Source organism: Chryseobacterium sp. FP211-J200 (genome assembly GCF_001643375.1).
GTDB classification, from domain to species: domain Bacteria; phylum Bacteroidota; class Bacteroidia; order Flavobacteriales; family Weeksellaceae; genus Epilithonimonas; species Epilithonimonas ginsengisoli.
On sequence record NZ_LSHB01000013.1, the window covers coordinates 60,012 to 80,040 of the forward strand.

Here is a 20,029-nt window from a genome sequence, read left to right on the forward strand (position 1 = left end):
ATGCTGTTAATTAATCTTAAAGTTATTTTCAGGGTTATTTTATCTCTTAGATTTATAAACCACCCCGTCCGCAAGCGGACACCCCTCCAAGGGAGGGGAATTGGATTTATGTGTGGATTTATTTTAAAAATAAGTTATTGAGAAGTGAATAATGGAAGTTCCTAAACTGTATTACTACTCTGCTATTTTCTTTGCCCAAAGGTAAGTGCCGGTGTGCATATGCTCTTCTGCAATATTATTTTTAGGGGATGAGTAACTGATGGTGGCAATGATGAGCGCCCAATATGTATTCTCAGGAATCTGGAATTGCCATTCTTGTGATGGGACATTTTGGTTTTTGTCCAAATCAAAAGTCAGGGACGAGAGGATATCAGCCATTACAACCCGCTTATTGGGATCTATCGTCAATGCGTGCAGCTTGAGAATGGCCCTCGTTGCATTTTTAGGTAGTTTGATTTGTTTGCCTAAGTTGAGCTCCGGAATAGTGACCATCATAGAATTATCTTCTGGAAGATTATAATCCGGATAAAAGTTGACAGCCCTTTCCCATTGCCAATTGTTATTAAAAATAGTACCAACCATAGACTGCGGGTTCTCGTATCTCATTTGAGTATTGCCATCTTCGTCCTGTGACTGAAAAATGGTAAGACCTAATCTGGTGCGATGATTAACTGCAAAACACTGGTAGTTCCTGATATCTATTTTTTCTGTAATAGCCGCTCTAACTAAACGATCCTGACTACTGTTGTTCCCAAAGCCACTGGCTGACTTCTTTGTATTACTTGTCTGATTTACTTTACCTGGTTTCCTACGGGCGTGTGTTTCTCCGTATCTGTTTACAAATACGATGTTGCCTACTGCTCCACTCAGATTTCCGTTTTTGTTGACTCTTGCCATGATTTGTGTTTTTTGGTTAATCATTCTATACTCTTTCTATATCCACTCTATATCCCAAGTCTAATTATGATGCAGTACAAATCTGTTATTTGTCTATTATGTTATTGGACTCTATTGGACTTGTATTGAAGTTGTATTGGATTTGCTCTTGAATGATGGAAGATGAATGAGCTAAGGTTGTATTGTAAAGTTAAATAATTTTTGGATTGGAGAATAGTGATTTTTTAAATTTTTTGAGGTTTTTTTGAGAATGTTGGGGGTTTTACGGATATCCGTAAAAAAATATGATTCTACAAATGTAGGTTTGCAAATAAATAACAAAGCACTGAAATATTATTGCAGTACAAAGTTTTAAAATTGCTTTTTATATGGCATTTTTCTGTTATGGACATTAGAATCATCATAAGAATACACAATTTGGTCAACATCCAGCAAACTGGAAGTCCAAAAGGTCTTGCCGAAAATCTAAAGATGTCTGAAAGAATGGTTTATCATTATCTGAACTACATGAAATCTGAAATGAATGCACCAATAAAATACAACTTTAAAAAACAAAGCTATTGCTATACGGACGATGCGGGGTTTTGTTTTATAATAAAAAAAATTAATAACAATAAATAATTAACATGAATAAAAATTCTTCTTTAGGAGCATCGGATCTTTTTCTGTGTGTGCTCGCTATTTTATTAATCAGCGTAAGTTTTTATCAAACTTGGCTTGGTCTCGATCAGATTTTTGGCAATGCATCGTTTGTGATCGCTTTGGTGCTATCATTACTCCTGCTTTTTCTTTGTTGGATGATGCGTCAAGCTAAACTAGAAGGAAAGCCTACAGGAAGTTTGATAGGAATTTACATTTTTATTGCATCCTTTTGTTTTATTGCAAACTTTAATGCTTTGTATACGAGGTTTATGCGAACTGATATCTATACTAATGAATTGAGAGAAATCAATGATAAATATAATTTCCTAGAAACAGATGTCAAGAAAAAACTGAATTATTCTGTTGCAGACGAAAAGACCAGACAAGCAATAGTTTCTAAAACAGAACAATTGATGAAACAAATAACAGATAAAGGCAATCCAGGATTTGGTACAAAGGCGATTCAGTTAACAGATGAAATACAAAAGCTTCTTGGACAAAAGCTAACCCTACTGACTGTTTCTAATGGTAATTATGATGATCTCGCTGACAGAATGGGAAATCAAATTATTGATATGATGGATCAGCTCTCTCCCGCAGAAAAATCATTAAAAGTTGATACGGAAAATGCAAAATTACATTGGAATAAACAGATTGAGAAACTTCTTTTGATGCCTAAAAATGATATTAATGATATTGCACAAGGAGAAATTGATAAATCCTTACAACAATATAACGATTTGGTAAACAGATCAAAATCTGTTTTGGGAGATGAAAAAATAAAAATTGAACCAACAGTTTCTAAAACACAAAATGTAGGAAAAATAGGCTATGCTTTTGAACACGCAATTAAAAACTTCGGAATGTATCAATTTGTTGTTTTGGCAGGATGTATCTTGCTTGATTTTGTAATTGTGATAATTATATTGTTGGTAACAAGTCCTGATAATAATAGCAATGGTAGTGTATTAGGCGGAACTAGAAAAAAAGGCAGAACATTAATCCCAAATAAATAGAAATGATGAACAATGATAAACCTTTCTCATTTGATGATTATAACAATGAGGATAATTTTCATAAAATCGATGATTTTCAAGAAATAAATCATCAACCTCTGGGAAATTCTACAATCTATACAACACAAGAAACAGAAGATGAAGGTTTTGTTCCTACATCTAACGGAAGTACAACAACAGTTCAAAATAAAGACAGCAACTTTGTATTTTTCTACGGGACATCAGCATCTGGGAAATCTGTTATTCTATCAGCTATTTTGTATTATATGAATTCCTATGCAGGAGTTTTAAGACCCAAGTTAGGAAGTCCAAATTCTAGAGAAGCTCATGTTTTACTTGCAGATTTTTTTGAAAATATAAAGCGTGGAATATTACCTAACAGAAGTACAAGAGACCAAGTTACACGTTTAGATTTTGTATTTGACCCTAATAATAAATCTAAAAAAGTTCTACCTGTTAGTTTATCGTTTCTAGAAACAAATGGAGAAAATCATAATGAAATATCCAGAGGGGGCAAATATCATGAAAGCATAGACGCGTATTTAAATTCAGACATACCACTTAATTTTATAATTGTTACTAGCTATGATAGAGCTCATCAAGAAGATGCAAAAATTGTAGAGTTTTTAGATTATTTAGAAAGAAAAGGAAAAAATCTAAAAAATGTAAATGTACTTCTTGTTATTTCAAAATGGGATAAATCAGGAAGTATGGGTGTTGATAACGAGCAACATTTAGAAAATTTTATTAGTGAAAGATTAAGCATGACTAATAATAGAATTGACACCTATAATTTAAACAAAACTTATTTCACAATAGGTAATGTACAAAATCAAGGAGGAGTAGAAAAAATAACTTTGCTCAACTTGGAATCAGCTGAAGTAATTTCAAAATGGTTATATAACAATATCGTTGGTTACGATCTAGATTATGAAGGAACTTTTTGGGAAAAAATTAAATTTAGCTTTTCTAAATAATGAAGAACATTAATGTATTTGGATATGCAACCTTTGGAACTCCAAATGGCTTTACCCAATCTTGTATTTATGGAAATAAGAGTTTAGAGAAACTTTTAAAAACATTTGATTTAAAAACAAATGCAATACAATTGTTATCAGCAAATGACTACATATTTTCAATTAGAAAAGAATCTACTCAAAATAATACCTTTTTATCTTATTCTGTTTACACATACGCAAAAGAGAAGAATTCTAATAGAAGTGGAACTTTTGTAGGAACAAGTTTAGTTTTTGTTGATGAAACTATAGCTGAAAATTTAATTTTCACTTCACTTTCTTCGATTCATAGCCAACTAAAAAAGAATAATATTGGTATCAATAATACGTTAAATATTAATCATTCAAAGGATTTTAATATTCAAAATGTCTTTTCTAAAGATTTTGAAAAATTAGAATATCAAACTACTAGATTTAATTTTTTAGACTGGGAAAATTCTGGGAAAAACCTCGTCGTTTTTACAAATAGGTTTGATCAAAATGAGATTCAGAATTTATTTAAAAAATCTCTCCAATTATTGCCAAAATATGATACAATATATTTTATTGACAGTAATGAAATTGCCGAATTTGTATCACAGAAAAGACTTTTTAGACTTACAGATAAAGATGGTTTAGAAAAAGAAATTCAAATTTTACAGGAGGAAAGAAAACAAAAAATAACAAATGCTATTTCAAAATTTGAAAAAGAAAAAGAAAAATTAGACGAGGAGAGAAAAAAGGTTGATGAAAACTTAAAAAAACAACTTGAACAAAACAAACAGAAACATTCTGAAAATCAAGAGGAAATTAATAAATCAGAAAATGATTTAAACAAACTTAATATTGTCTATCAAAACTTTTTAAAAAAATACGATGAACTAATCAATGGATTAAATGCAGATAAAACTTTAGAAGAAATAAATAACTCTTACGCAGAATACAAAAGAAATTTTGAAGAAGAGAAAAAAAAATTAGATACTGTAAGCTATTTACAATCATTTCAAAATCCGAGAATTAATACACACTCATCACAGAATAGACCTCCTAATTACAATCATCATTATGATGATGATATCAAGGAAGATACTGTAGATAATAAAGTTTATATAGTTTTAATTGTATCTGTCATCTTAAATATTCTTTTAATAGTTGCAGCATTAGTTTACTATTTTATGTTCTTTGAAAAACAACAAGAACAGTATGAAAACATAAATCAGGAAGAACCAATCAATAATGAAGAAATTATTTCTGATTCCTCACAAACCAAGTTAAATCCTGTTCCAGATACAATATTAATGGCTAATGACTATAAATTAGTTGCTAAACAACTAGAACGTAATATGAAAATAAAGGATGTAGTCAAAGTTATTTTTGATAAGAATAAAACTGAAATAAAAGATTTTTATCAAAATCAAAAAGAAGATTACACTAAACTACTCATTGAAAAAAATTCTGCTTCTTTTAATACTGTAGATTCTTTGTTTACTGGTGATTCGATAAAAGTTATTCCTTCAAAAAAATCTAATAAATGAAAATAGTTCCATCATTAATTTTAATTTTTTTGGTGGGTTGCAAACATCCAGAAAGTAATGAATTCAATAGAGATAACAAATCAAATTCTCCTATTGAAAGTGAAAATATTTTACAAAACAATTCTTTAACAACAATCTCCGATAGTGCTATTTTCAACAATGTAGAAGAAATTCCATCTGAAGAGCCAACAAATATTTTGGCAATGGAAAATGAAGATGGTGTTAAGTATGTCTGGATTGAAATTAATGGAATTAGATTGAGGTTCATATTTGACACGGGCGCAAGCAGTATCTGTATTTCACCAGCAGAAGCAACTGTCCTTTATAGACAAGGTACTTTGAGTAGAGAAGACATTTTAGATAAAGAATATTTTCAAGATGCAACTGGGAAAATATCGGAAGGAACTAAAGTAAACTTAAAAACTGTAAAAATTGGAAATAGAATTTTACAAAATATAAAAGCTACAGTAGTTGATAATGTTGATGCACCACTTTTGTTAGGGCAAACAGTTTTGGAAAATTTTGGCAAAATTGAAATAGACAATAAAAATGGAGAAATTATATTCAGATAAATATTAAAAAACAAATAAAAATATGATTACTATTTTATCAATAAGCTGGCAGCACTTATTCATTGTTGGATTAATTCTTGGAATTTTTATTATTCCATACATCTTTTACATTTTAACACTTCAATCAACTTTAAAAGAGATAAAATTTGAAAACAGAACATTATCTGACGGAAGCTTATGGTTGTTGTTACTTCCTATTTTCAATTTAATTTGGCATTTTATTGTTGTAAATAAAATTGCATCTTCCTTAGCCAATGAGGCACGAAGTAGAAATCTAAATTTGGGGGAAATAAAACCTGGTCAAAGCATTGGAATCGCTATGTGTATTCTAAATATGATTCCATATTTAAATGTAATTGGATTTATTTTATGGATTGTTTATTGCGTAAAAATTAATAGTTACAGGAATCTCTTGTCTTTTAATAAGTAATTCAAAAAAATTCATTTACTATTTACCTCAACTTACTTTTTTGAGTAACACTTTTAAAATAACTAGGATCTAGTTTTTAGAAAAAATCTATGGAATTACAAAAAATAACAAAGATACTTCTCGCCATCCTACTTCTCCTCTGCCTCCTAAAAATGCCTTACGGCTACTACCAGCTCGTGCGGTTTATAGCTTTTGCAGGATTTGGATTTTTGGCATTCGAAGCAAACAATAAGAGAGATGAGAAAATGATGTTTCTATATATTGCATTGGCATTACTATTTCAGCCGTTTCTAAAAATCGCTTTAGGAAGAACTATTTGGAATATTGTGGATGTGATTGTGGCAGGATTTCTTTTAATGTCACTATTTAAAAATAAAAACAACTATGAATAAAAATTATTTATTTGCGCTTGCAAGTTTGTTGTTTTTGTCGTGTGAACAAAAACCAGAAACCAACCACAACTCATTAACCTCTGACTCTAACAGCAAAAACTCAAATTTAGACTATGAAAATGTAATACCTAAAGAAACTGAGGAGGAAAAGAAAATCAGAGAAGAAGAGCAAGAGGCACTCCGCAAAGAAAAGGAAACTGAAGAATTATATGGCAATAAGTCATTACAAACAGGTTCTACTCCATATTCCAGTAATTATGGTGAAAATTCTAATTGTGATGATTATGGTTGTTCTCAAATTAATGTTACAACGAGTAATTCAGATGTAATGGTTACAATTAAAAAAAATGATCAGGTGGTGCGCCATGCTTACATTCGGGCAGGTGACAATTATTCATTTTCATTTCCTAATGGAACCTATCAAACATTTTTCTATTACGGAAAAGGATGGAATCCTAAAAAAGTAATGAAAGGAGGTGAATTAGAAGGTGGGTTTATAAAAGATGAACATGTTGGTAAAGACGAACCAAAAGCTCTTTTTGATAATATTTTAGAATATGAACTGATATTACAACCCAACGGAAACTTCAGCACACAACCAAGCAATTTAGAAGAGGCATTGTAAAATTAATCTTGAAAAGTTATTGTGCCTCAAAATTGAATATTTAGCAACACAGATTATTTAAAACTTAAACAAACTCTTAATAAAATTCCTATTCAAAAACTTGTCTAATGGATAGATTTTCAGAAAGTAATTTCCGACGAAAAGCAAAATCAAAACAACTGTTGGTTTGTAGAAAAGATTCAAAATATTGAGTTCGAAATCTGGCAAAAGAATCGCCACATTGATTGACAGAAATCCCAAAATCAAAGCGTACATCATCTCGATTCCCAACGGAAAAACCTTAAATTTGATGTAATTGAAAACGATTTTGATAATATTGAACAAAGACAAAGAAATCGCATAAGCAACGGCAATTCCAAGAATTCCCAAATCGGTATAAGTCAGGAAAATCATATTCAGGCTAATCGTGAGAACCGCTAAGATCAGCATCACGACAATATTGAATTTGTAAAACTTGGACAAAGAAATAATATGCCCGTTGAAACCCGTCGCCAAGTCAAACAACATTGCAAACCCAAGAATCCAAAGAACCGGCTCAGCTGAACGCAGATCCTCGCCATTCTTCATAAAATCTGCCAAATACGGAAATCCAACTACGATACAACAGAACAAAACCAGGCCTAAAAAAAACAGGCTAAGTGAAGTCTTCTTATGAAACCTGTCTAATTCATCATAATCTCCAGATGCAAGAACTTTGTTGATGATGGGTGCAGAAATATTGAAAAGTCCCATCTGCGGAACGACTATAATGGAGATGATTGAAAAAATGTTGCTATAAATCCCGTTTTCCTCAAAACTGATATATTCGCCAATCATAAAATTATCAATTCTGATGGCGATATAATTTCCGATATTCCCCAGAAATCCAAACAAACTATAAGTTAAAACCTCACTGTAAAATCTGTCTTTTTTAAAATAATCCAAGTTAAAATCCGGTTTGATCTTCTCCAATCGATTGGTGTAAAATCCGTATCCGAGTAACGAAATCACAAACATCATAAAGAAAAATCCATAAGCCGATTTTTCCGCGAATCCCATAAAAAAGAAGAGACAAAATGCGCCAAGATTCGCAATCTTCGGAACAAAATTTTCGAAGATATTCGGAACAACAATTCTTTTGTAATTTGTCAAAAATTTATTAAAAACCGAGGACAGCGCCAAAACCAAAACCAATGGTAAAATCAAGCGTTTCATCTCCCAAAGTCGGCTTTCCTTTAGACTTGGAAAGAGATAATTGAGTAAAAAATAAGCACCGATAAAAACCGCAAAATTGATAAAAATCGCCAGCAAACTGAGCGACAACATATTGTGGTGTTTCCCATCAGCATTCACTTTGCTAAAGAATTTGACATTGGAAAAACTCAATCCAAAAACCACGATAGGAACTATCATTTCGGCAGTTGGCAAAATATAACGGAGCTTTCCATAAAACTCCATATCATAGGGAAAAATGAAAATCGCCGAAAAAGTCCCCAGCAGAAAACCGAGATAACCAATGATCGAATATTTTATACCTTGTCTTGCAACGACACTCATTTGTTATAATTGATGGTTGATAAATGATGATTGATTGTCAGTTTGAGGCTCTTGAAGATTTGGTAAAAATATAATATTATTGATGTAATCTTTGTAATTCTTCACATTGTCTGGATTTTGCTGAATCAAGAATTCTTCTGTCAAAATTTTCGGTTGCAAAGTTTCTCTATCCAAATAATTGACAGAATAACCCCAATCTGCAACTTCTGAAATCAAAGTCCAAAGATTTTCCTTGTGATGACGTTGTTCCATCTCGACCATCAAAATTGGTCTGAATTTTTCGATGTTTTTTTTTGCGCCACGCAGGGTCTGCATCTCATTTCCCTCAACATCGATTTTGATGAAATCAAGCTTTTGAAACTTCAAATCAAGCTCATCCAAAGGCTTCACCTTCACTTTTTGAAGAATGGTTTTTTCCTCATTTTTTTCTTTGATAGAAGTCTGCAAAGTGCCTCTCGTATGGACTTTTTCACCATTGATAACAGGAATTTTGAATTCGGCGATTGTTGAAATATCAGACAATGCAACAGAAGACAAATTGACTTTTGGGAACAATCTCCCCAATCTTTTGAACAATTGAGGATTGGGCTCGAAAGCGAATATATTTTCAGGCTTCAAATGGTTTTCCAAAGTGAAAAGATACGCCCCAACGTTGGCTCCAACATCCATAAAAACAGCATCTTTGGACAGAATATTTTTAATCCAAAGAAACTCAGGTTCTACTTTTCTTTCCAACAGATTGTGAACATCCAGACCTTTCAGTTTTTTGAAAAATCTGCTTTTGTAGAAAGATGGCGAAAGGTATTGTAAATTCTCAGCAAGCTTACTGTAAACGCTCATAAATGTTGGTTCGTAAAGAAATGAACGGCAAAGAAAAGGGATTTATTTTACAAATCATAAAATTTTGTTAAAATAAAAGGATTTTAAACACAAAGTTCATAAAGAATTTTACAATTGCTGAAAATATTTTAAGGCTCACAAAGGCGCTTTGGCGCAGCAAAGATTTATTTGAAAAAGTTATTTTTTGCAATATAATCTGTACTCATTTTCACGCTTTCAAACATATCTTTATCGCTGGAATCTTGTTCTACAAACCAATGTTTCAGGCCAGCTTTTTCTCGCGCTTCGAAAATAGTTTTGAAATCAATTGTTCCATTTCCGATTTCTGCAAAATCTTTCGTTCCGGCTTTCATATCTTTCACGTGCCACAGCGGAAATCTTTTGGGATACTTTTCAAAATATGTGAGCGGATTCAAACCTGTTTTCGCAATCCAATAAAGGTCGAGTTCCATTTTGACCAAATCAGGAGAAGTATTATTTAAAATGAAATCATAAACAGTTATTTCATCAAACTTTTCAAATTCAAAATCGTGGTTGTGATAAGCAAAATCGATTCCTGCTTTCTTGGTCATCTCGCCAGATTGGTTGAGTAATTCGGGAAGTTTTTTGTAATGTTCCAAAGTCCTTTCTTCCTCAAAAAGATAAGAGCAGACCATATATTTTGAACCGATGAAATGCAGATCTTCCACAGATCTTTCCCAATTGTTGAGCAAAGTTCCCTTGGTATTATGAACAATTCCCGTAGTGTGATGCGAACTGATAACTTTCAAACCGATATTCTTCAGAATAGATTGAAATCCCGTTCTGGATTTTCCGAAGAAAGTTCCATCGTAACCATAAATTTCAATTTGGTTAAATCCCAATTCAGCTAACTTTTCCAATGCTTTTTCCAAGTTCTCAGAAATTGCGTCCCGAATCGTGTACAACTGAATAGATAAAGGTTTTCTACTGTTCATCATATTTGAAGTTCCACAAGCGTATAATCCTAAAAATCCCAATGAAGATAGGGCGATAAAATCTTTTCGGTTCATTTTCGGTTTTAAATTTGATTAAAGGTATTTATATTTATTGGGATATTAATCAATCGATAATGCTAACATTAAAATCATCCTGATAGACAGATTTATAAAAAACCACATTACAAATCCCCAAACTTGTTTTAAATTTGATATTTAAATTGTTTTTAAAAAAAAATAAATTAATTTTATGAAATACTTACTCATTATTATGTTTTCACTTTTCGGATTTTCAAAAAACAAGGCACAAGCAAAATCGATTCATAGTTTCAAAGTAGAAGCTCTTGATGGTTCAACGATTGACTTTTCAAAGTTCCAAGGTAAAAAGATATTGGTTGTAAACACCGCTTCGGAATGTGGTTTCACACCCCAATATGCTGACCTGGAGAAACTTTACGAGCAGTACAAAGACAAATTGGTTGTTGTTGGTTTCCCTGCAAATAACTTTGGAGGACAGGAACCGGGCGCAAACCATGAGATTGCGACGTTCTGTCAAAGAAATTATGGTGTTCAATTTCCGATGGCAGCGAAAGTTTCTGTAAAAGGAGACGACATTGCACCCATTTACAAATTTCTTACCGACAAGAAAGAAAATGGTGTAAAAAACACAAAGATCCTTTGGAACTTCACCAAGATCTTGCTTGATGAAAAAGGTAATGTAATAGACAGTTTTATTAGTTCTACGAATCCTACAAGCGACAGCATTACCAAATATTTGAAATAAACGGAAGTCAGAAGTCAAAAAAAAAGCGTTCAATAATTTGAACGCTTTCTTTTTTTATTTATCTATTCTTAAAAACTTTCCGTTTTTATCGAATTCAAGATCGATGTCATTCATAAGGTCAACCTTGATTTTGTTACTTCCCTTATCAATTGATTCTAACTTTACACCTTTATAGTTCTTAGCCAGGTAAGTCTTGATACTTCCAGGAATCAATGCAGAAGGCACACCTTGCTTATCACTGATCTCTTCCCAATTTCCGTTTTTGTCGAAGTCGATTTCTGCACCGTTACTTAGCTTCACCTCATATTTTTTACCAACAACTGTATTTTTTGCTTCGTATTTTGCAATGGTTGCTTTTGGATAATATTTTGCGAGAAAACTTTTGACATTTGCTGGCATTGTCTGAAAAACTTTAGAAACATTCACAGAGATAACTTCTGGATTCAAACGGATTTCATTCTTTTCAGTAGCCTGCAAAAACATACTTCCCGCAAAGAACATTACTAAACTTAGTTTATCTAATTTCATAATTAATTATTTTTTTTGAAATTTACTAAATTATTACCAATCAAAAAAGCGACCAAAATAGCCGCTTTTATTATTTGAAATCTAACCAGATTTATACGAACGGCAACTTCACCACTTTCGCAGGAATGTCTTTATTTCTAATTCTAATGAAAATATCAGAATCTAATTTGAATTTCGGTTGATCAACATAAGCCAATCCTATTCCCACTTTTTTCATTGGTGACATTGTTCCGGAGGTTACTTTTCCGATGATTTTTCCTTCTGCATCTACCACTTCATAATCGTGTCGTGGAATAGCTTTTTCCAGCATTTCGAAACCGACTAATTTTTTAGTAATTCCCTCAGCTTTCTGATTTTCCAAGAATGCTTTATTCACAAAATCTTTATCAAATTTCGTGATCCAACCCAATCCCGCTTCAAGTGGCGAAGTTGTATCATTGATGTCATTTCCGTAAAGACAGAATCCTTTTTCCAATCTCAAAGTGTCTCTGGAAGCCAATCCGCAAGGAATCAGTCCAAAATCTTTTCCAGCTTCTGTCAATGCATCCCAGATTTGCTCCGCGTTGTCATTACTAAAATAAATCTCGAAACCGCCACTTCCCGTGTAACCTGTATTTGAAATGATGACATCAGAAAATCCAGCCACAGAACCAACTGTGAAATGATAATATGGAATGGTTGACAAATCTGTTTCGGTCAGTTTTTGAAGAATCTCAGTCGCTTTTGGACCTTGGATGGCAATCAATGACATTTCGCCTGAAGCGTTGGTCATTTTCGCTCCGAATTTCTCATTGTATTTCGCGATGTGATTCCAGTCTTTATCGATATTTGAAGCGTTTACGACTACGAAATATTTCTCATCTTCCATTTTGTAAACAATCAAATCGTCCACAATTCCGCCAGTTTCGTTTGGCAAACAAGAATATTGTGCTTTTCCGTTCTCAAGCGCATCAACATTGTTTGAGGTCACAAATTGCAAAAGGTCTTTCGCAGATGGACCTTCGATGAAAAATTGTCCCATATGAGACACATCAAACATTCCCGCTTTTTCGCGGACAGCAAAATGCTCTTCATTAATTCCAGCATATTGGACAGGCATTTCGAAGCCTGCAAAAGGAACAATCTTCGCTCCCAAAGAAACGTGTTTATCGTATAAAGCGGTCTTTTTCATCTACTTTTTTATTAATTTATTTATTGCAAGCAAATCTAAAAATTTATTATGAGTTTTTGGTTATGAATGATAAGTTACATTTCCAAATTAATATCATTTTTAAATTAAGACATTAATGTTAACTTTGCGACTCAAAACAAAAACTATGAGTGATACAATCGTTTGCCCAAAATGCCAATCCGAATTTACCTACGAACAAGACAACCTTCAGGTTTGTTCCCAATGTTTCTACGAATGGGATCCAGCGGAAGTTTCTACGGAAGGTAAAATTTTCGATTCTCTTGGGAAGGAATTGCAAAACGGAGATTCTGTAATCGTTATCAAAGATCTTCCTGTCAAAGGTGCTCCGAAAGATATCAAGGCTGGAACGAAAGTGAAAAACATCAGATTGAGACCAGAAAGTGACCACAATATCGATTGTAAAATTGATGGTTTTGGGTCAATGGCTTTGAAGTCTGAGTTTGTGAGAAAAGCTTAGTAAAATAAAGATAAAAAACACTTCGACTCCGCTCAGTGCGACAAGTTTAACACTAGATGTCAGGCTGAACGGAGTCGAAGCCTTTTAGATATTAAACAAAAAAAAGGAAAAATTTGGCAGGGTCGACTTTCAAAGACTTTGATTGCTTGCGCTAATTTCAGTCCTTAGGGGCAGAAAGAGAATTAACCAAAAATTTCCTGATGTATTTTCGTTTAGCAAAATTAGAAATTATTTTTAATTCAACAAACTGAAAATCCATAAGTTATCCATATTTTATCCACAATTCTTAAATCCTAAAATTTTTAAAACTGAAGATCGACTTTTCCTTCTAAAAATTCATCTGTATAAATAATGATTGATTTATCATTAATCAATAATTTATTTCGGTAATGAGAACCCGCAAAACGACTATCCGAAACGGTTGCCTCTACTCCACTTGCAACAATTTTGATTTGATACGGAAAGTAATTGGTTTTATTTAAATTCAATTGAGATTTTTCTGCTTCGGTGAAAATATTGACCTCGCCAAGAAGCCTTGCAACGTAATCATTGTAAGGATTTTCGTAAGTTTCCTTCGGTGAATCATTTTGAATCAATCTTCCCTGTTGCAAAACCACGATCTTGTCTGCCCAAGGTAGAACTTCCTCCAAATTGTGTGTTGAAATGATTAAACTGAGATCATTTTCTTTGACATAATTAAAAAGTTTTTCCCTCAACTCAAACTTTCTAGAAAAATCCAGGTTGCTGAAAGGCTCATCTAACAAAAGCATTTTCGGAAGAACTGCCAAAGCCCTTGCAATCGCAACTCTTTGCTGTTGACCGCCACTCAGATTCTTTGGAATCACTCTCGCAAACTCCGTTAAACCGACAACATCCAACAATTCTTCAACTTTTTCTTTTTTCTCTTTGAGATTAATATTAGAAATGAATTTCCCAACGTTGTCATAAACTGTTCCATACGGCATCAAATCGTAGTTTTGCGCTACAAATTTCATTTGAGATTCACCGGGAACAAGATTACCTTTTGGTCCGAAAAGTTTTTCGCCTTCAAACAAAATTTCGCCATCTTGCCAATCTATCAAACCATAGATCAAACTGAGTAAAGTTGATTTCCCACAACCACTTTCGCCGACTAAAGCGATGATCTGGCCTTCATCTACATTCAGATTAAGATTTTGAAACAATGGTTTATCGTTCTGATAATTGAAATACAGGTTTTTAACTTCTAACAACATCTTGCAAAATTAGTGGTTGAAATAATAATAATTTTATTATTTTAGCAAAAACACAAATTTAGTTATAATTTAAAAATTTCTTTATGAAAAAGACCACTTTAATCTCCGCTATTTTATTGATATCCGCTTCGGTTTTCATCATTTCTTGTGGAAAAGACAAACCAGTTACCAGCGAATCCAACGAAGTTCTGACAACATCGGACGGACAGATCTATGTTGTAGACACATTGAACAGCAAAGCGGAATGGAAAGGTTTCAAAGTTGTAAAGTCTGATAATACCAGCCATATCGGCGGTCTAAAATTTGAAAGTGGCGAGGTGACCGTAAAAGATAAAAAACTGGAAAGTGGCCAGTTCGTAATCGATATGACATCTCTTTCCAATGAAGATCTGAAAGATGCAGAATCCAATGGCAAACTTTTAGGTCATTTGAAAAGTGCCGATTTCTTCGACACCGGAAAATTCCCAACTGCTTCCTACGAGATCACAAAAGTGATTGAAGCTCCCGCAGGAAGCGATTATAACACCGTCCTAGATGGAAATCTGACTTTGAAGGGCATCATAAAACCTTTTACCTTCAACGCTAACGTAAAAGTTGCAGAGGGAGAATTGACCATCGCTACAGAACCAAAAGACATCAACAGAGATGAGTTCGGCATCAAGTTCCAAATGCCTGCTGCTGAAGGTCTGATCAAAAATGAGATCAATATCCAAGTTAAAATAAAAGCGATAGAAAAGAAATAATTTGAGGAAATAAGAGACAAGACTTAAGAATCAAGATCATAAATTGAAATCTGCTTTATGAAAAGGCAGATTTTTTTATTTTAAAGTTTTAGGGAAAAAGCTGTTTCGCTTGAATGCTAAGCTTTTATAAGGATAATCGAAGAAGTCAGGTAACGATTTGGTAACGGTGCTTATTGCATTGCTATTCAACGTGTTTCCGTTCACTCACAACAAATATACAAAAAGTTAATTTACATCTATATTTAGGTACACTTTTTTGTGTGTTAGATTCTATAATTTCCAAATTTCTGCCGTACAATTACCACTAACTCCCCTTTGATACAGGAGGTTTGGGATTAAATTAAGTCTTTTTTTGGGATTTCCTAAACATTCCAAATATAAGAGCATTTTTAAATTAAGCCAATTGCACAATCTATTGTAACAAGTGTTAGTGGATGGCTTTTTCTCTCTTTTCCATTTTTGAAATCTCAATATCGAGTTTTCTTTTCTTAATTGAATTCAGTAGTAAAGCTTGGTGATTAGTAATTATAAACGTTTCTATTTCCAATCTTCCAAAATTCACTTCAATAAAAGAAACATATAAATTTTGTTCAAAAAAAGCATCAAGTTTCAATTCTACATTATCCTCAAATTTCTTTTTTGATTTGATTCCGTCAAATCTTGTAAAACCTAATTCTTTACGAAAAGAGTGATTAACAGTTCTGTTAATTTCATTCATTCTCGCCCTTAAATTTCCAGTTTCTCCAATATATAAAAGTTTCTGATTATCTTCGTAAAGAGCATAAACTCCAGGCTTATCAGGAATTGAGTTTTCTCTCCAATTTTTGTCTTTTTTAAATTTGAGTTTTTCTGAAGAAAATAAATCAGTTTCTGCCTGTTTTAAGGCATTATATAAATCATTATTTTCAAAGTGATATTCCATTATTTTTTAATATAAATTTGAACGTTGTCGAGAAATAATTTTTTTGGAATTATCCACCTAAAAATGCTAGTTTGTACCATCAAGTGGCTTATTACAATTTATCAAATGTAACGAAATATTTTACGAATCTCCAAAAGGACTTTTAATCTAATATATTTGTTTCTAGTATGTCCTATGATATAAATTAATCTAAAATCGGTTCCACTTTTAAACAACTATATAGTATGGCTATTTGATCTAATTAAAATCAATGGTTGGGAAATCTTATTTTAAAAAATATACTAAAAATGTAAAAAAAGATAGGCAGTCTTGGTTTAATGATATCTAAACTGCGCCTATTCTGAATTTTTCTATTTAAATAACTTTATTCAAAAGCTTTGGGGTTCAAGCACACACACACAGATTATTCATTCCACGGTTTCACACACGATGCTTACTAAATTCTACACTAAAATCAAATCTCGAAGTTCCAATATCTAATCCTACTGAGCATTTTGAGTTAAAAAAATAAGATAGACCCTCATCTTCTTTGCTTGATATTTTTAATTTTATTATTTATCTTATTAGCAAACTGCTCTTCTTCATAATCTTCTCCCTGTGCATCAGGTATCAAACTTAACAATCCCAAATCAGAACTTTGCGAATTATCGTGAGAAATAAACTCGAAAAGGTCTTTTGTCGTTTGGTCGTCTATCGTGTTAGTAATGTAAACAGGGCTATCCTGAATCTTTAATTCGGGTTTATTTCCATTGTTCCACCATTCATTATATACGTTTGCAGATAAGTTTCTGTCTAACTGTGAAGCGTTCCAAACGCTTCGGCTTTCGTGGTCAATAAAAGTCATTCCGTAAATCCGTCTATCGTCGTTCTTACGGACAATGGTATTGATACCCTGCTCAACAAGATGCTTTTTAAAATCCGTTTCGTTACTTGTCGTATGTAAAGCTAGTTCAATCGTGTTTTTCAAAACAGACCTCGAAGGATTGGTTGTCATTTTTTCTTTGGACTGCTCAAAATGTTTTTGAAGCTGTGTTACTCCTGCATCTTTTCCGAAAAGTGATGCTTTGAACGGATTGCTTGTCTTGTTGCCGTTTTCATCTAATGCCACGTAAACCAATCCGTTTACCGTTTGACCGTTTCGCTCGCCTTTGACTTCTTCCGCTGTGATATTGAAAAGGGAAAGTAAAGCATTGTAACTACCCATAGTAGAATAACTATAATATTTGGGCAGATGCCGTACTACCGAAGCAATCTGACTTTTAATGTCCCCATTTTTATGATTTACAGGCTTAAAAATCTTATTGGCTTGTTTCTGTTCCTGCTCGGTGGCTTTGTTCAGGTTATACTTTGTTTCCAAATCCCGACAGATAGCCATGGAGCGATGATGGTCATAATCATCGGAGATTTTCTTTCCGTCAATTCCTACACACGTCGAAACAAAGTGTATATGCGTGCGGTCAATATCCATATGCTTGAAAACGATATAGGGCTGATTACCGTAGCCCATACGTTCCATGTATTCCTGAGCCATATCGGTAAACTGCTCATCGCTGACCTTATCCAAAGGATCTGGGTTTAGCGATATATGTCGAACTGTCTTTTCCGTTTTGATATTGGCAGACAAATACGGTTCAAAACATTTATTGAAATATTGGGTGGAATATCTGCCGTCTAACGTATCGGGTATCTTATTCAGTAAAAGAACCGCACCATTCTCATTGTCCACCTTCTGTTGATTGTACAAAATCGCTCCGTACATATTGCTTCCCTTTCCGATTTTTGCAATCATTTATCTACTCCCTGTTTAGATGTTTTTTCTCAAATTCCTCTGTCAGAATTAAAACCTTTAGCAATAATTCTTTCATTTCTATAGTTTGTTTTTCCAATTTAAAGAGGTACGCAGATGCTTTTTTCTCCGAAAAATTAGTATTCAAAAGCTTAACGATCTGATTGTAATTGGTTGCAATTCCTCGAAACTGACCGAAAAATTTGGTCAATCCTGCGTGGTATTCTACTGCATCCATATCAATTTTAATGGTCTTTACCGTCTTCTGAAAGATGCAAGCCGTAATAAAATGAGCTATTACTTTCATTCCCGACTGGTCAAAAAGAGCAAGGAACTTGGCGTTATCCACTTCATTGAGATTAAAAGAATACCGATGTACCGCAGGATCAATCTTCGGTTTTCTTCCGGTCTTTTTAATCTGATTTCTGTTTTTCTTTTCCATAATGATCCAATTTAATTTTAAACAAACGGGCGACTTCGGAGCCGTTTCCAGCCCCCTGCAAGGGCAAGTGCTTTTGAGGTGCCGAAATTCATTTCGAGTACCTCAAAAGATAACTTGCTCTGAACAGGAGTTCAGAAAATCCGTCTTGATGACAGATCAGGGTTATCATAGATAACCCCATTGCTTCTATTGCAAATATCACTAAGACCAGTTGAATAACAGTCATTTGATAGCCGGATATTGAATACCAAACAATACCTTCAAAGACCACCTTTTATTTAGTTTGTGCATACAGCCCGTTATTTGTCCAAGCAGTTAACTGTTCAGCTATGCAAACAGGAAGTCGTAGCCACGGTTATACACAGCTCCAATCAGCTGAAAAGACAGACAAGTTTGCAGGTGGATTTTCTATAGGACGGAATTAAGGATTTACACAGTTGCAAATGGAAGTAATTACAGCTATAAAGCAATATTTCAAATCACGTAGTATAATTTACAACAATCAATAAAATTAAAATCATGGATGACAATAACAAAAAATTAAAATCGGACATTGACGAGGCAAAAATGATGAACCTGATGGTTGACGGGGTACGAAAGGAAGGATTTGATATTTCCGCAGAAGAAATTACGGAAAAGAAAAAAGCTGAGGGACAGGAACAGGAAAAACCATTGAAGAAAGTACACACCCGTCCAAAAAGCTACAGCCGAACCGATTATGAAGAAATATTTTTCAAAGATGTAAAAAGTACGGCACGGCACGGAAAATCAGTGTACATTGATCCCGATCATCATAAAAAACTCTCCCGAATTGTTCAGGTGATAGGAGATAATAATACCACTATCTATGCCTATCTGTATAACCTACTGGATCATCACTTTGGGGAGTTTGAAGAGTCTATCACGACCAGTTTTAATGAAAAAAATAAACCTATTTTCTAACTTCTTTAAATAGTGTTATCACGAGCAGAAAATATTAAAAAAATACAAGTAAACGATATAAGGTACCACCCATTGAGACGTTGAAATAAATAATGCAAAGCTGAAAAACCGAATAGTTAGAGTATAGAAGCAAGCGTAAAAAACAATGAAGTTCCAAATCTCGAACGTTTCTTTTTTTTGGATTTCGACATTGATGCAATGGACTTTATCAAAGCCTATAAGACAATTATTTCCCGAATTGCAGAACGTATTGGTCAGCAGGAGATTGGTAAGCTCATCTGTTTTTGTGGATATGAAAAATTGGTCACGGTTATCGTGACCAATTTACTTTCTGCCCAACGATGCCATCGAAAAAGCCTGAAATTATTCCCCCTTACTTCAAAAAGAAGAAATGTACTGCTACCTGAATCGCAAGGACAAGCCATATCAATGGATTTAAAAAGATATAATCCTAAATAATCGTATTCTTTTCGCTTTTTTTCTCCGCAACATCTGCTATGAAGACAGTCAAAGGCAATCCATCGAATACACGAGAAATATTGTTTATACTCGTAGTGCATTA

22 protein-coding genes are annotated in these 20,029 nt (G+C 33.3%); 12 read left to right on the forward strand and 10 right to left on the reverse strand.

Features of this window, described 5'->3' with window-relative positions:
* Positions 1–174: 174 nt before the first annotated feature.
* Positions 175–897 carry a hypothetical protein gene (locus AXA65_RS05590; RefSeq protein ID WP_131797774.1) on the reverse strand — a complete coding sequence of 241 codons (723 nt, stop codon included), beginning with the start codon at positions 895–897 and terminating at the stop codon, positions 175–177.
* 626 nt (positions 898–1,523) lie between these two features.
* Here AXA65_RS05590 and AXA65_RS05600 point away from each other — a divergent pair.
* The 7 genes from AXA65_RS05600 (at position 1,524) to AXA65_RS05630 (ending at position 7,104) form a co-directional block, all read left to right on the forward strand.
* On the forward strand, positions 1,524–2,555 hold the full coding sequence (locus tag AXA65_RS05600; protein ID WP_063969137.1) for a hypothetical protein: 1,032 nt from the start codon (positions 1,524–1,526) through the stop codon (positions 2,553–2,555).
* A 2-nt stretch (positions 2,556–2,557) separates the two neighbouring features.
* Positions 2,558–3,532 carry a hypothetical protein gene (locus AXA65_RS05605; RefSeq protein WP_063969138.1) on the forward strand — a complete coding sequence of 325 codons (975 nt, stop codon included), beginning with the start codon at positions 2,558–2,560 and terminating at the stop codon, positions 3,530–3,532.
* Entirely contained in the window at positions 3,532–5,085 is a 1,554-nt protein-coding gene (locus AXA65_RS05610) for a hypothetical protein (RefSeq protein ID WP_063969139.1), read from the forward strand. Before AXA65_RS05605 ends, AXA65_RS05610 begins: the two co-directional genes overlap by 1 nt.
* The gene (locus tag AXA65_RS05615; RefSeq protein WP_063969140.1) at positions 5,082–5,657 is read left to right on the forward strand and encodes a TIGR02281 family clan AA aspartic protease; all 576 of its coding nucleotides are present in this window, start codon (positions 5,082–5,084) and stop codon (positions 5,655–5,657) included. The genes AXA65_RS05610 and AXA65_RS05615 overlap by 4 nt, the downstream gene beginning before the upstream one ends.
* 22 nt (positions 5,658–5,679) lie before the next feature.
* Positions 5,680–6,087 (forward strand): hypothetical protein, encoded by a 408-nt coding sequence (locus AXA65_RS05620; protein ID WP_063969141.1) that lies wholly within the window; start codon positions 5,680–5,682, stop codon positions 6,085–6,087.
* Positions 6,088–6,176: 89 nt separating this feature from the next.
* Positions 6,177–6,479 carry a DUF6804 family protein gene (locus AXA65_RS05625; RefSeq protein WP_063969142.1) on the forward strand — a complete coding sequence of 101 codons (303 nt, stop codon included), beginning with the start codon at positions 6,177–6,179 and terminating at the stop codon, positions 6,477–6,479.
* The gene (locus AXA65_RS05630; protein ID WP_063969143.1) at positions 6,472–7,104 is read left to right on the forward strand and encodes a hypothetical protein; all 633 of its coding nucleotides are present in this window, start codon (positions 6,472–6,474) and stop codon (positions 7,102–7,104) included. Before AXA65_RS05625 ends, AXA65_RS05630 begins: the two co-directional genes overlap by 8 nt.
* Before the next feature lie 57 nt (positions 7,105–7,161).
* Here the strand turns inward: AXA65_RS05630 and AXA65_RS05635 are convergent, their stop codons facing one another.
* The 3 genes from AXA65_RS05635 to AXA65_RS05645 all read right to left on the reverse strand — a co-directional run bounded on the left by AXA65_RS05635 (position 7,162) and on the right by AXA65_RS05645 (position 10,511).
* Entirely contained in the window at positions 7,162–8,640 is a 1,479-nt protein-coding gene (locus AXA65_RS05635; protein ID WP_063969144.1) for a lipopolysaccharide biosynthesis protein, read from the reverse strand.
* A 3-nt stretch (positions 8,641–8,643) separates the two neighbouring features.
* Positions 8,644–9,480 carry an FkbM family methyltransferase gene (locus AXA65_RS05640; RefSeq protein WP_063969145.1) on the reverse strand — a complete coding sequence of 279 codons (837 nt, stop codon included), beginning with the start codon at positions 9,478–9,480 and terminating at the stop codon, positions 8,644–8,646.
* Positions 9,481–9,644: 164 nt separating this feature from the next.
* A complete protein-coding gene (locus AXA65_RS05645; protein ID WP_063969146.1) occupies positions 9,645–10,511 on the reverse strand; it encodes a sugar phosphate isomerase/epimerase family protein in 867 nt (288 codons plus the stop codon).
* 175 nt (positions 10,512–10,686) lie between these two features.
* On the opposite strand from AXA65_RS05645, the gene AXA65_RS05650 reads away from it, so the two are divergent.
* Positions 10,687–11,220, forward strand: coding sequence for a glutathione peroxidase (locus tag AXA65_RS05650; protein ID WP_063969147.1), 534 nt, complete (start codon positions 10,687–10,689; stop codon positions 11,218–11,220).
* 54 nt (positions 11,221–11,274) lie between these two features.
* On the opposite strand, the gene AXA65_RS05655 is transcribed toward AXA65_RS05650, so the two are convergent.
* Together AXA65_RS05655 and gcvT are read right to left on the reverse strand one after the other, a co-directional pair.
* Positions 11,275–11,748 (reverse strand): PepSY-like domain-containing protein, encoded by a 474-nt coding sequence (locus AXA65_RS05655; RefSeq protein ID WP_086048087.1) that lies wholly within the window; start codon positions 11,746–11,748, stop codon positions 11,275–11,277.
* A gap of 91 nt (positions 11,749–11,839) precedes the next feature.
* Positions 11,840–12,919: a glycine cleavage system aminomethyltransferase GcvT gene (gene gcvT / locus AXA65_RS05660; RefSeq protein ID WP_063969149.1), complete on the reverse strand. Its 1,080-nt coding sequence runs from the start codon at positions 12,917–12,919 to the stop codon at positions 11,840–11,842.
* Between the two features lie 145 nt (positions 12,920–13,064).
* Here gcvT and AXA65_RS05665 point away from each other — a divergent pair, with 145 nt between their 5' ends.
* Entirely contained in the window at positions 13,065–13,397 is a 333-nt protein-coding gene (locus AXA65_RS05665) for a zinc ribbon domain-containing protein YjdM (protein WP_063969150.1), read from the forward strand.
* A 302-nt stretch (positions 13,398–13,699) separates the two neighbouring features.
* Here the strand turns inward: AXA65_RS05665 and AXA65_RS05670 are convergent, their stop codons facing one another.
* Positions 13,700–14,632: a sulfate/molybdate ABC transporter ATP-binding protein gene (locus tag AXA65_RS05670; RefSeq protein WP_063969151.1), complete on the reverse strand. Its 933-nt coding sequence runs from the start codon at positions 14,630–14,632 to the stop codon at positions 13,700–13,702.
* Between the two features lie 83 nt (positions 14,633–14,715).
* Here AXA65_RS05670 and AXA65_RS05675 point away from each other — a divergent pair, with 83 nt between their 5' ends.
* On the forward strand, positions 14,716–15,375 hold the full coding sequence (locus AXA65_RS05675; RefSeq protein WP_063969152.1) for a YceI family protein: 660 nt from the start codon (positions 14,716–14,718) through the stop codon (positions 15,373–15,375).
* A gap of 427 nt (positions 15,376–15,802) precedes the next feature.
* Here AXA65_RS05675 and AXA65_RS05680 read toward each other — a convergent pair whose 3' ends face one another.
* From AXA65_RS05680 to mobA, 3 genes are all read right to left on the reverse strand, one after another.
* Entirely contained in the window at positions 15,803–16,297 is a 495-nt protein-coding gene (locus tag AXA65_RS05680; RefSeq protein WP_063969153.1) for a GIY-YIG nuclease family protein, read from the reverse strand.
* 520 nt (positions 16,298–16,817) lie between these two features.
* Positions 16,818–18,086, reverse strand: coding sequence for a conjugal transfer protein MobB (gene mobB, locus AXA65_RS05685; RefSeq protein ID WP_063969154.1), 1,269 nt, complete (start codon positions 18,084–18,086; stop codon positions 16,818–16,820).
* Positions 18,087–18,090: 4 nt separating this feature from the next.
* The gene (mobA, locus tag AXA65_RS05690) at positions 18,091–18,525 is read right to left on the reverse strand and encodes a conjugal transfer protein MobA (RefSeq protein ID WP_063969155.1); all 435 of its coding nucleotides are present in this window, start codon (positions 18,523–18,525) and stop codon (positions 18,091–18,093) included.
* 519 nt (positions 18,526–19,044) lie between these two features.
* On the opposite strand from mobA, the gene AXA65_RS05695 reads away from it, so the two are divergent.
* Together AXA65_RS05695 and AXA65_RS05700 are read left to right on the forward strand one after the other, a co-directional pair.
* Entirely contained in the window at positions 19,045–19,467 is a 423-nt protein-coding gene (locus AXA65_RS05695; RefSeq protein ID WP_034980058.1) for a DUF3408 domain-containing protein, read from the forward strand.
* A 177-nt stretch (positions 19,468–19,644) separates the two neighbouring features.
* Entirely contained in the window at positions 19,645–19,926 is a 282-nt protein-coding gene (locus AXA65_RS05700; RefSeq protein WP_228391629.1) for a DUF6922 domain-containing protein, read from the forward strand.
* Positions 19,927–20,029: the final 103 nt, after the last annotated feature.

Coding starts and splice junctions, on each gene's coding strand:
- AXA65_RS05650 (WP_063969147.1), top strand. CDS start 10,687: ATGAAATACTTACTCATTATTATGTTTTCACTTTTCGGATTTTCAAAA.
- AXA65_RS05665 (WP_063969150.1), top strand. CDS start 13,065: ATGAGTGATACAATCGTTTGCCCAAAATGCCAATCCGAATTTACCTAC.
- AXA65_RS05680 (WP_063969153.1), bottom strand. CDS start 16,297: ATGGAATATCACTTTGAAAATAATGATTTATATAATGCCTTAAAACAG.
- AXA65_RS05630 (WP_063969143.1), top strand. CDS start 6,472: ATGAATAAAAATTATTTATTTGCGCTTGCAAGTTTGTTGTTTTTGTCG.
- AXA65_RS05610 (WP_063969139.1), top strand. CDS start 3,532: ATGAAGAACATTAATGTATTTGGATATGCAACCTTTGGAACTCCAAAT.
- AXA65_RS05645 (WP_063969146.1), bottom strand. CDS start 10,511: ATGAACCGAAAAGATTTTATCGCCCTATCTTCATTGGGATTTTTAGGA.
- AXA65_RS05620 (WP_063969141.1), top strand. CDS start 5,680: ATGATTACTATTTTATCAATAAGCTGGCAGCACTTATTCATTGTTGGA.
- AXA65_RS05635 (WP_063969144.1), bottom strand. CDS start 8,640: ATGAGTGTCGTTGCAAGACAAGGTATAAAATATTCGATCATTGGTTAT.
- AXA65_RS05675 (WP_063969152.1), top strand. CDS start 14,716: ATGAAAAAGACCACTTTAATCTCCGCTATTTTATTGATATCCGCTTCG.
- AXA65_RS05600 (WP_063969137.1), top strand. CDS start 1,524: ATGAATAAAAATTCTTCTTTAGGAGCATCGGATCTTTTTCTGTGTGTG.
- AXA65_RS05670 (WP_063969151.1), bottom strand. CDS start 14,632: ATGTTGTTAGAAGTTAAAAACCTGTATTTCAATTATCAGAACGATAAA.
- AXA65_RS05625 (WP_063969142.1), top strand. CDS start 6,177: ATGGAATTACAAAAAATAACAAAGATACTTCTCGCCATCCTACTTCTC.
- gcvT (WP_063969149.1), bottom strand. CDS start 12,919: ATGAAAAAGACCGCTTTATACGATAAACACGTTTCTTTGGGAGCGAAG.
- AXA65_RS05655 (WP_086048087.1), bottom strand. CDS start 11,748: ATGAAATTAGATAAACTAAGTTTAGTAATGTTCTTTGCGGGAAGTATG.
- mobB (WP_063969154.1), bottom strand. CDS start 18,086: ATGATTGCAAAAATCGGAAAGGGAAGCAATATGTACGGAGCGATTTTG.
- AXA65_RS05640 (WP_063969145.1), bottom strand. CDS start 9,480: ATGAGCGTTTACAGTAAGCTTGCTGAGAATTTACAATACCTTTCGCCA.
- AXA65_RS05605 (WP_063969138.1), top strand. CDS start 2,558: ATGATGAACAATGATAAACCTTTCTCATTTGATGATTATAACAATGAG.
- AXA65_RS05695 (WP_034980058.1), top strand. CDS start 19,045: ATGGATGACAATAACAAAAAATTAAAATCGGACATTGACGAGGCAAAA.
- AXA65_RS05590 (WP_131797774.1), bottom strand. CDS start 897: ATGGCAAGAGTCAACAAAAACGGAAATCTGAGTGGAGCAGTAGGCAAC.
- mobA (WP_063969155.1), bottom strand. CDS start 18,525: ATGGAAAAGAAAAACAGAAATCAGATTAAAAAGACCGGAAGAAAACCG.
- AXA65_RS05615 (WP_063969140.1), top strand. CDS start 5,082: ATGAAAATAGTTCCATCATTAATTTTAATTTTTTTGGTGGGTTGCAAA.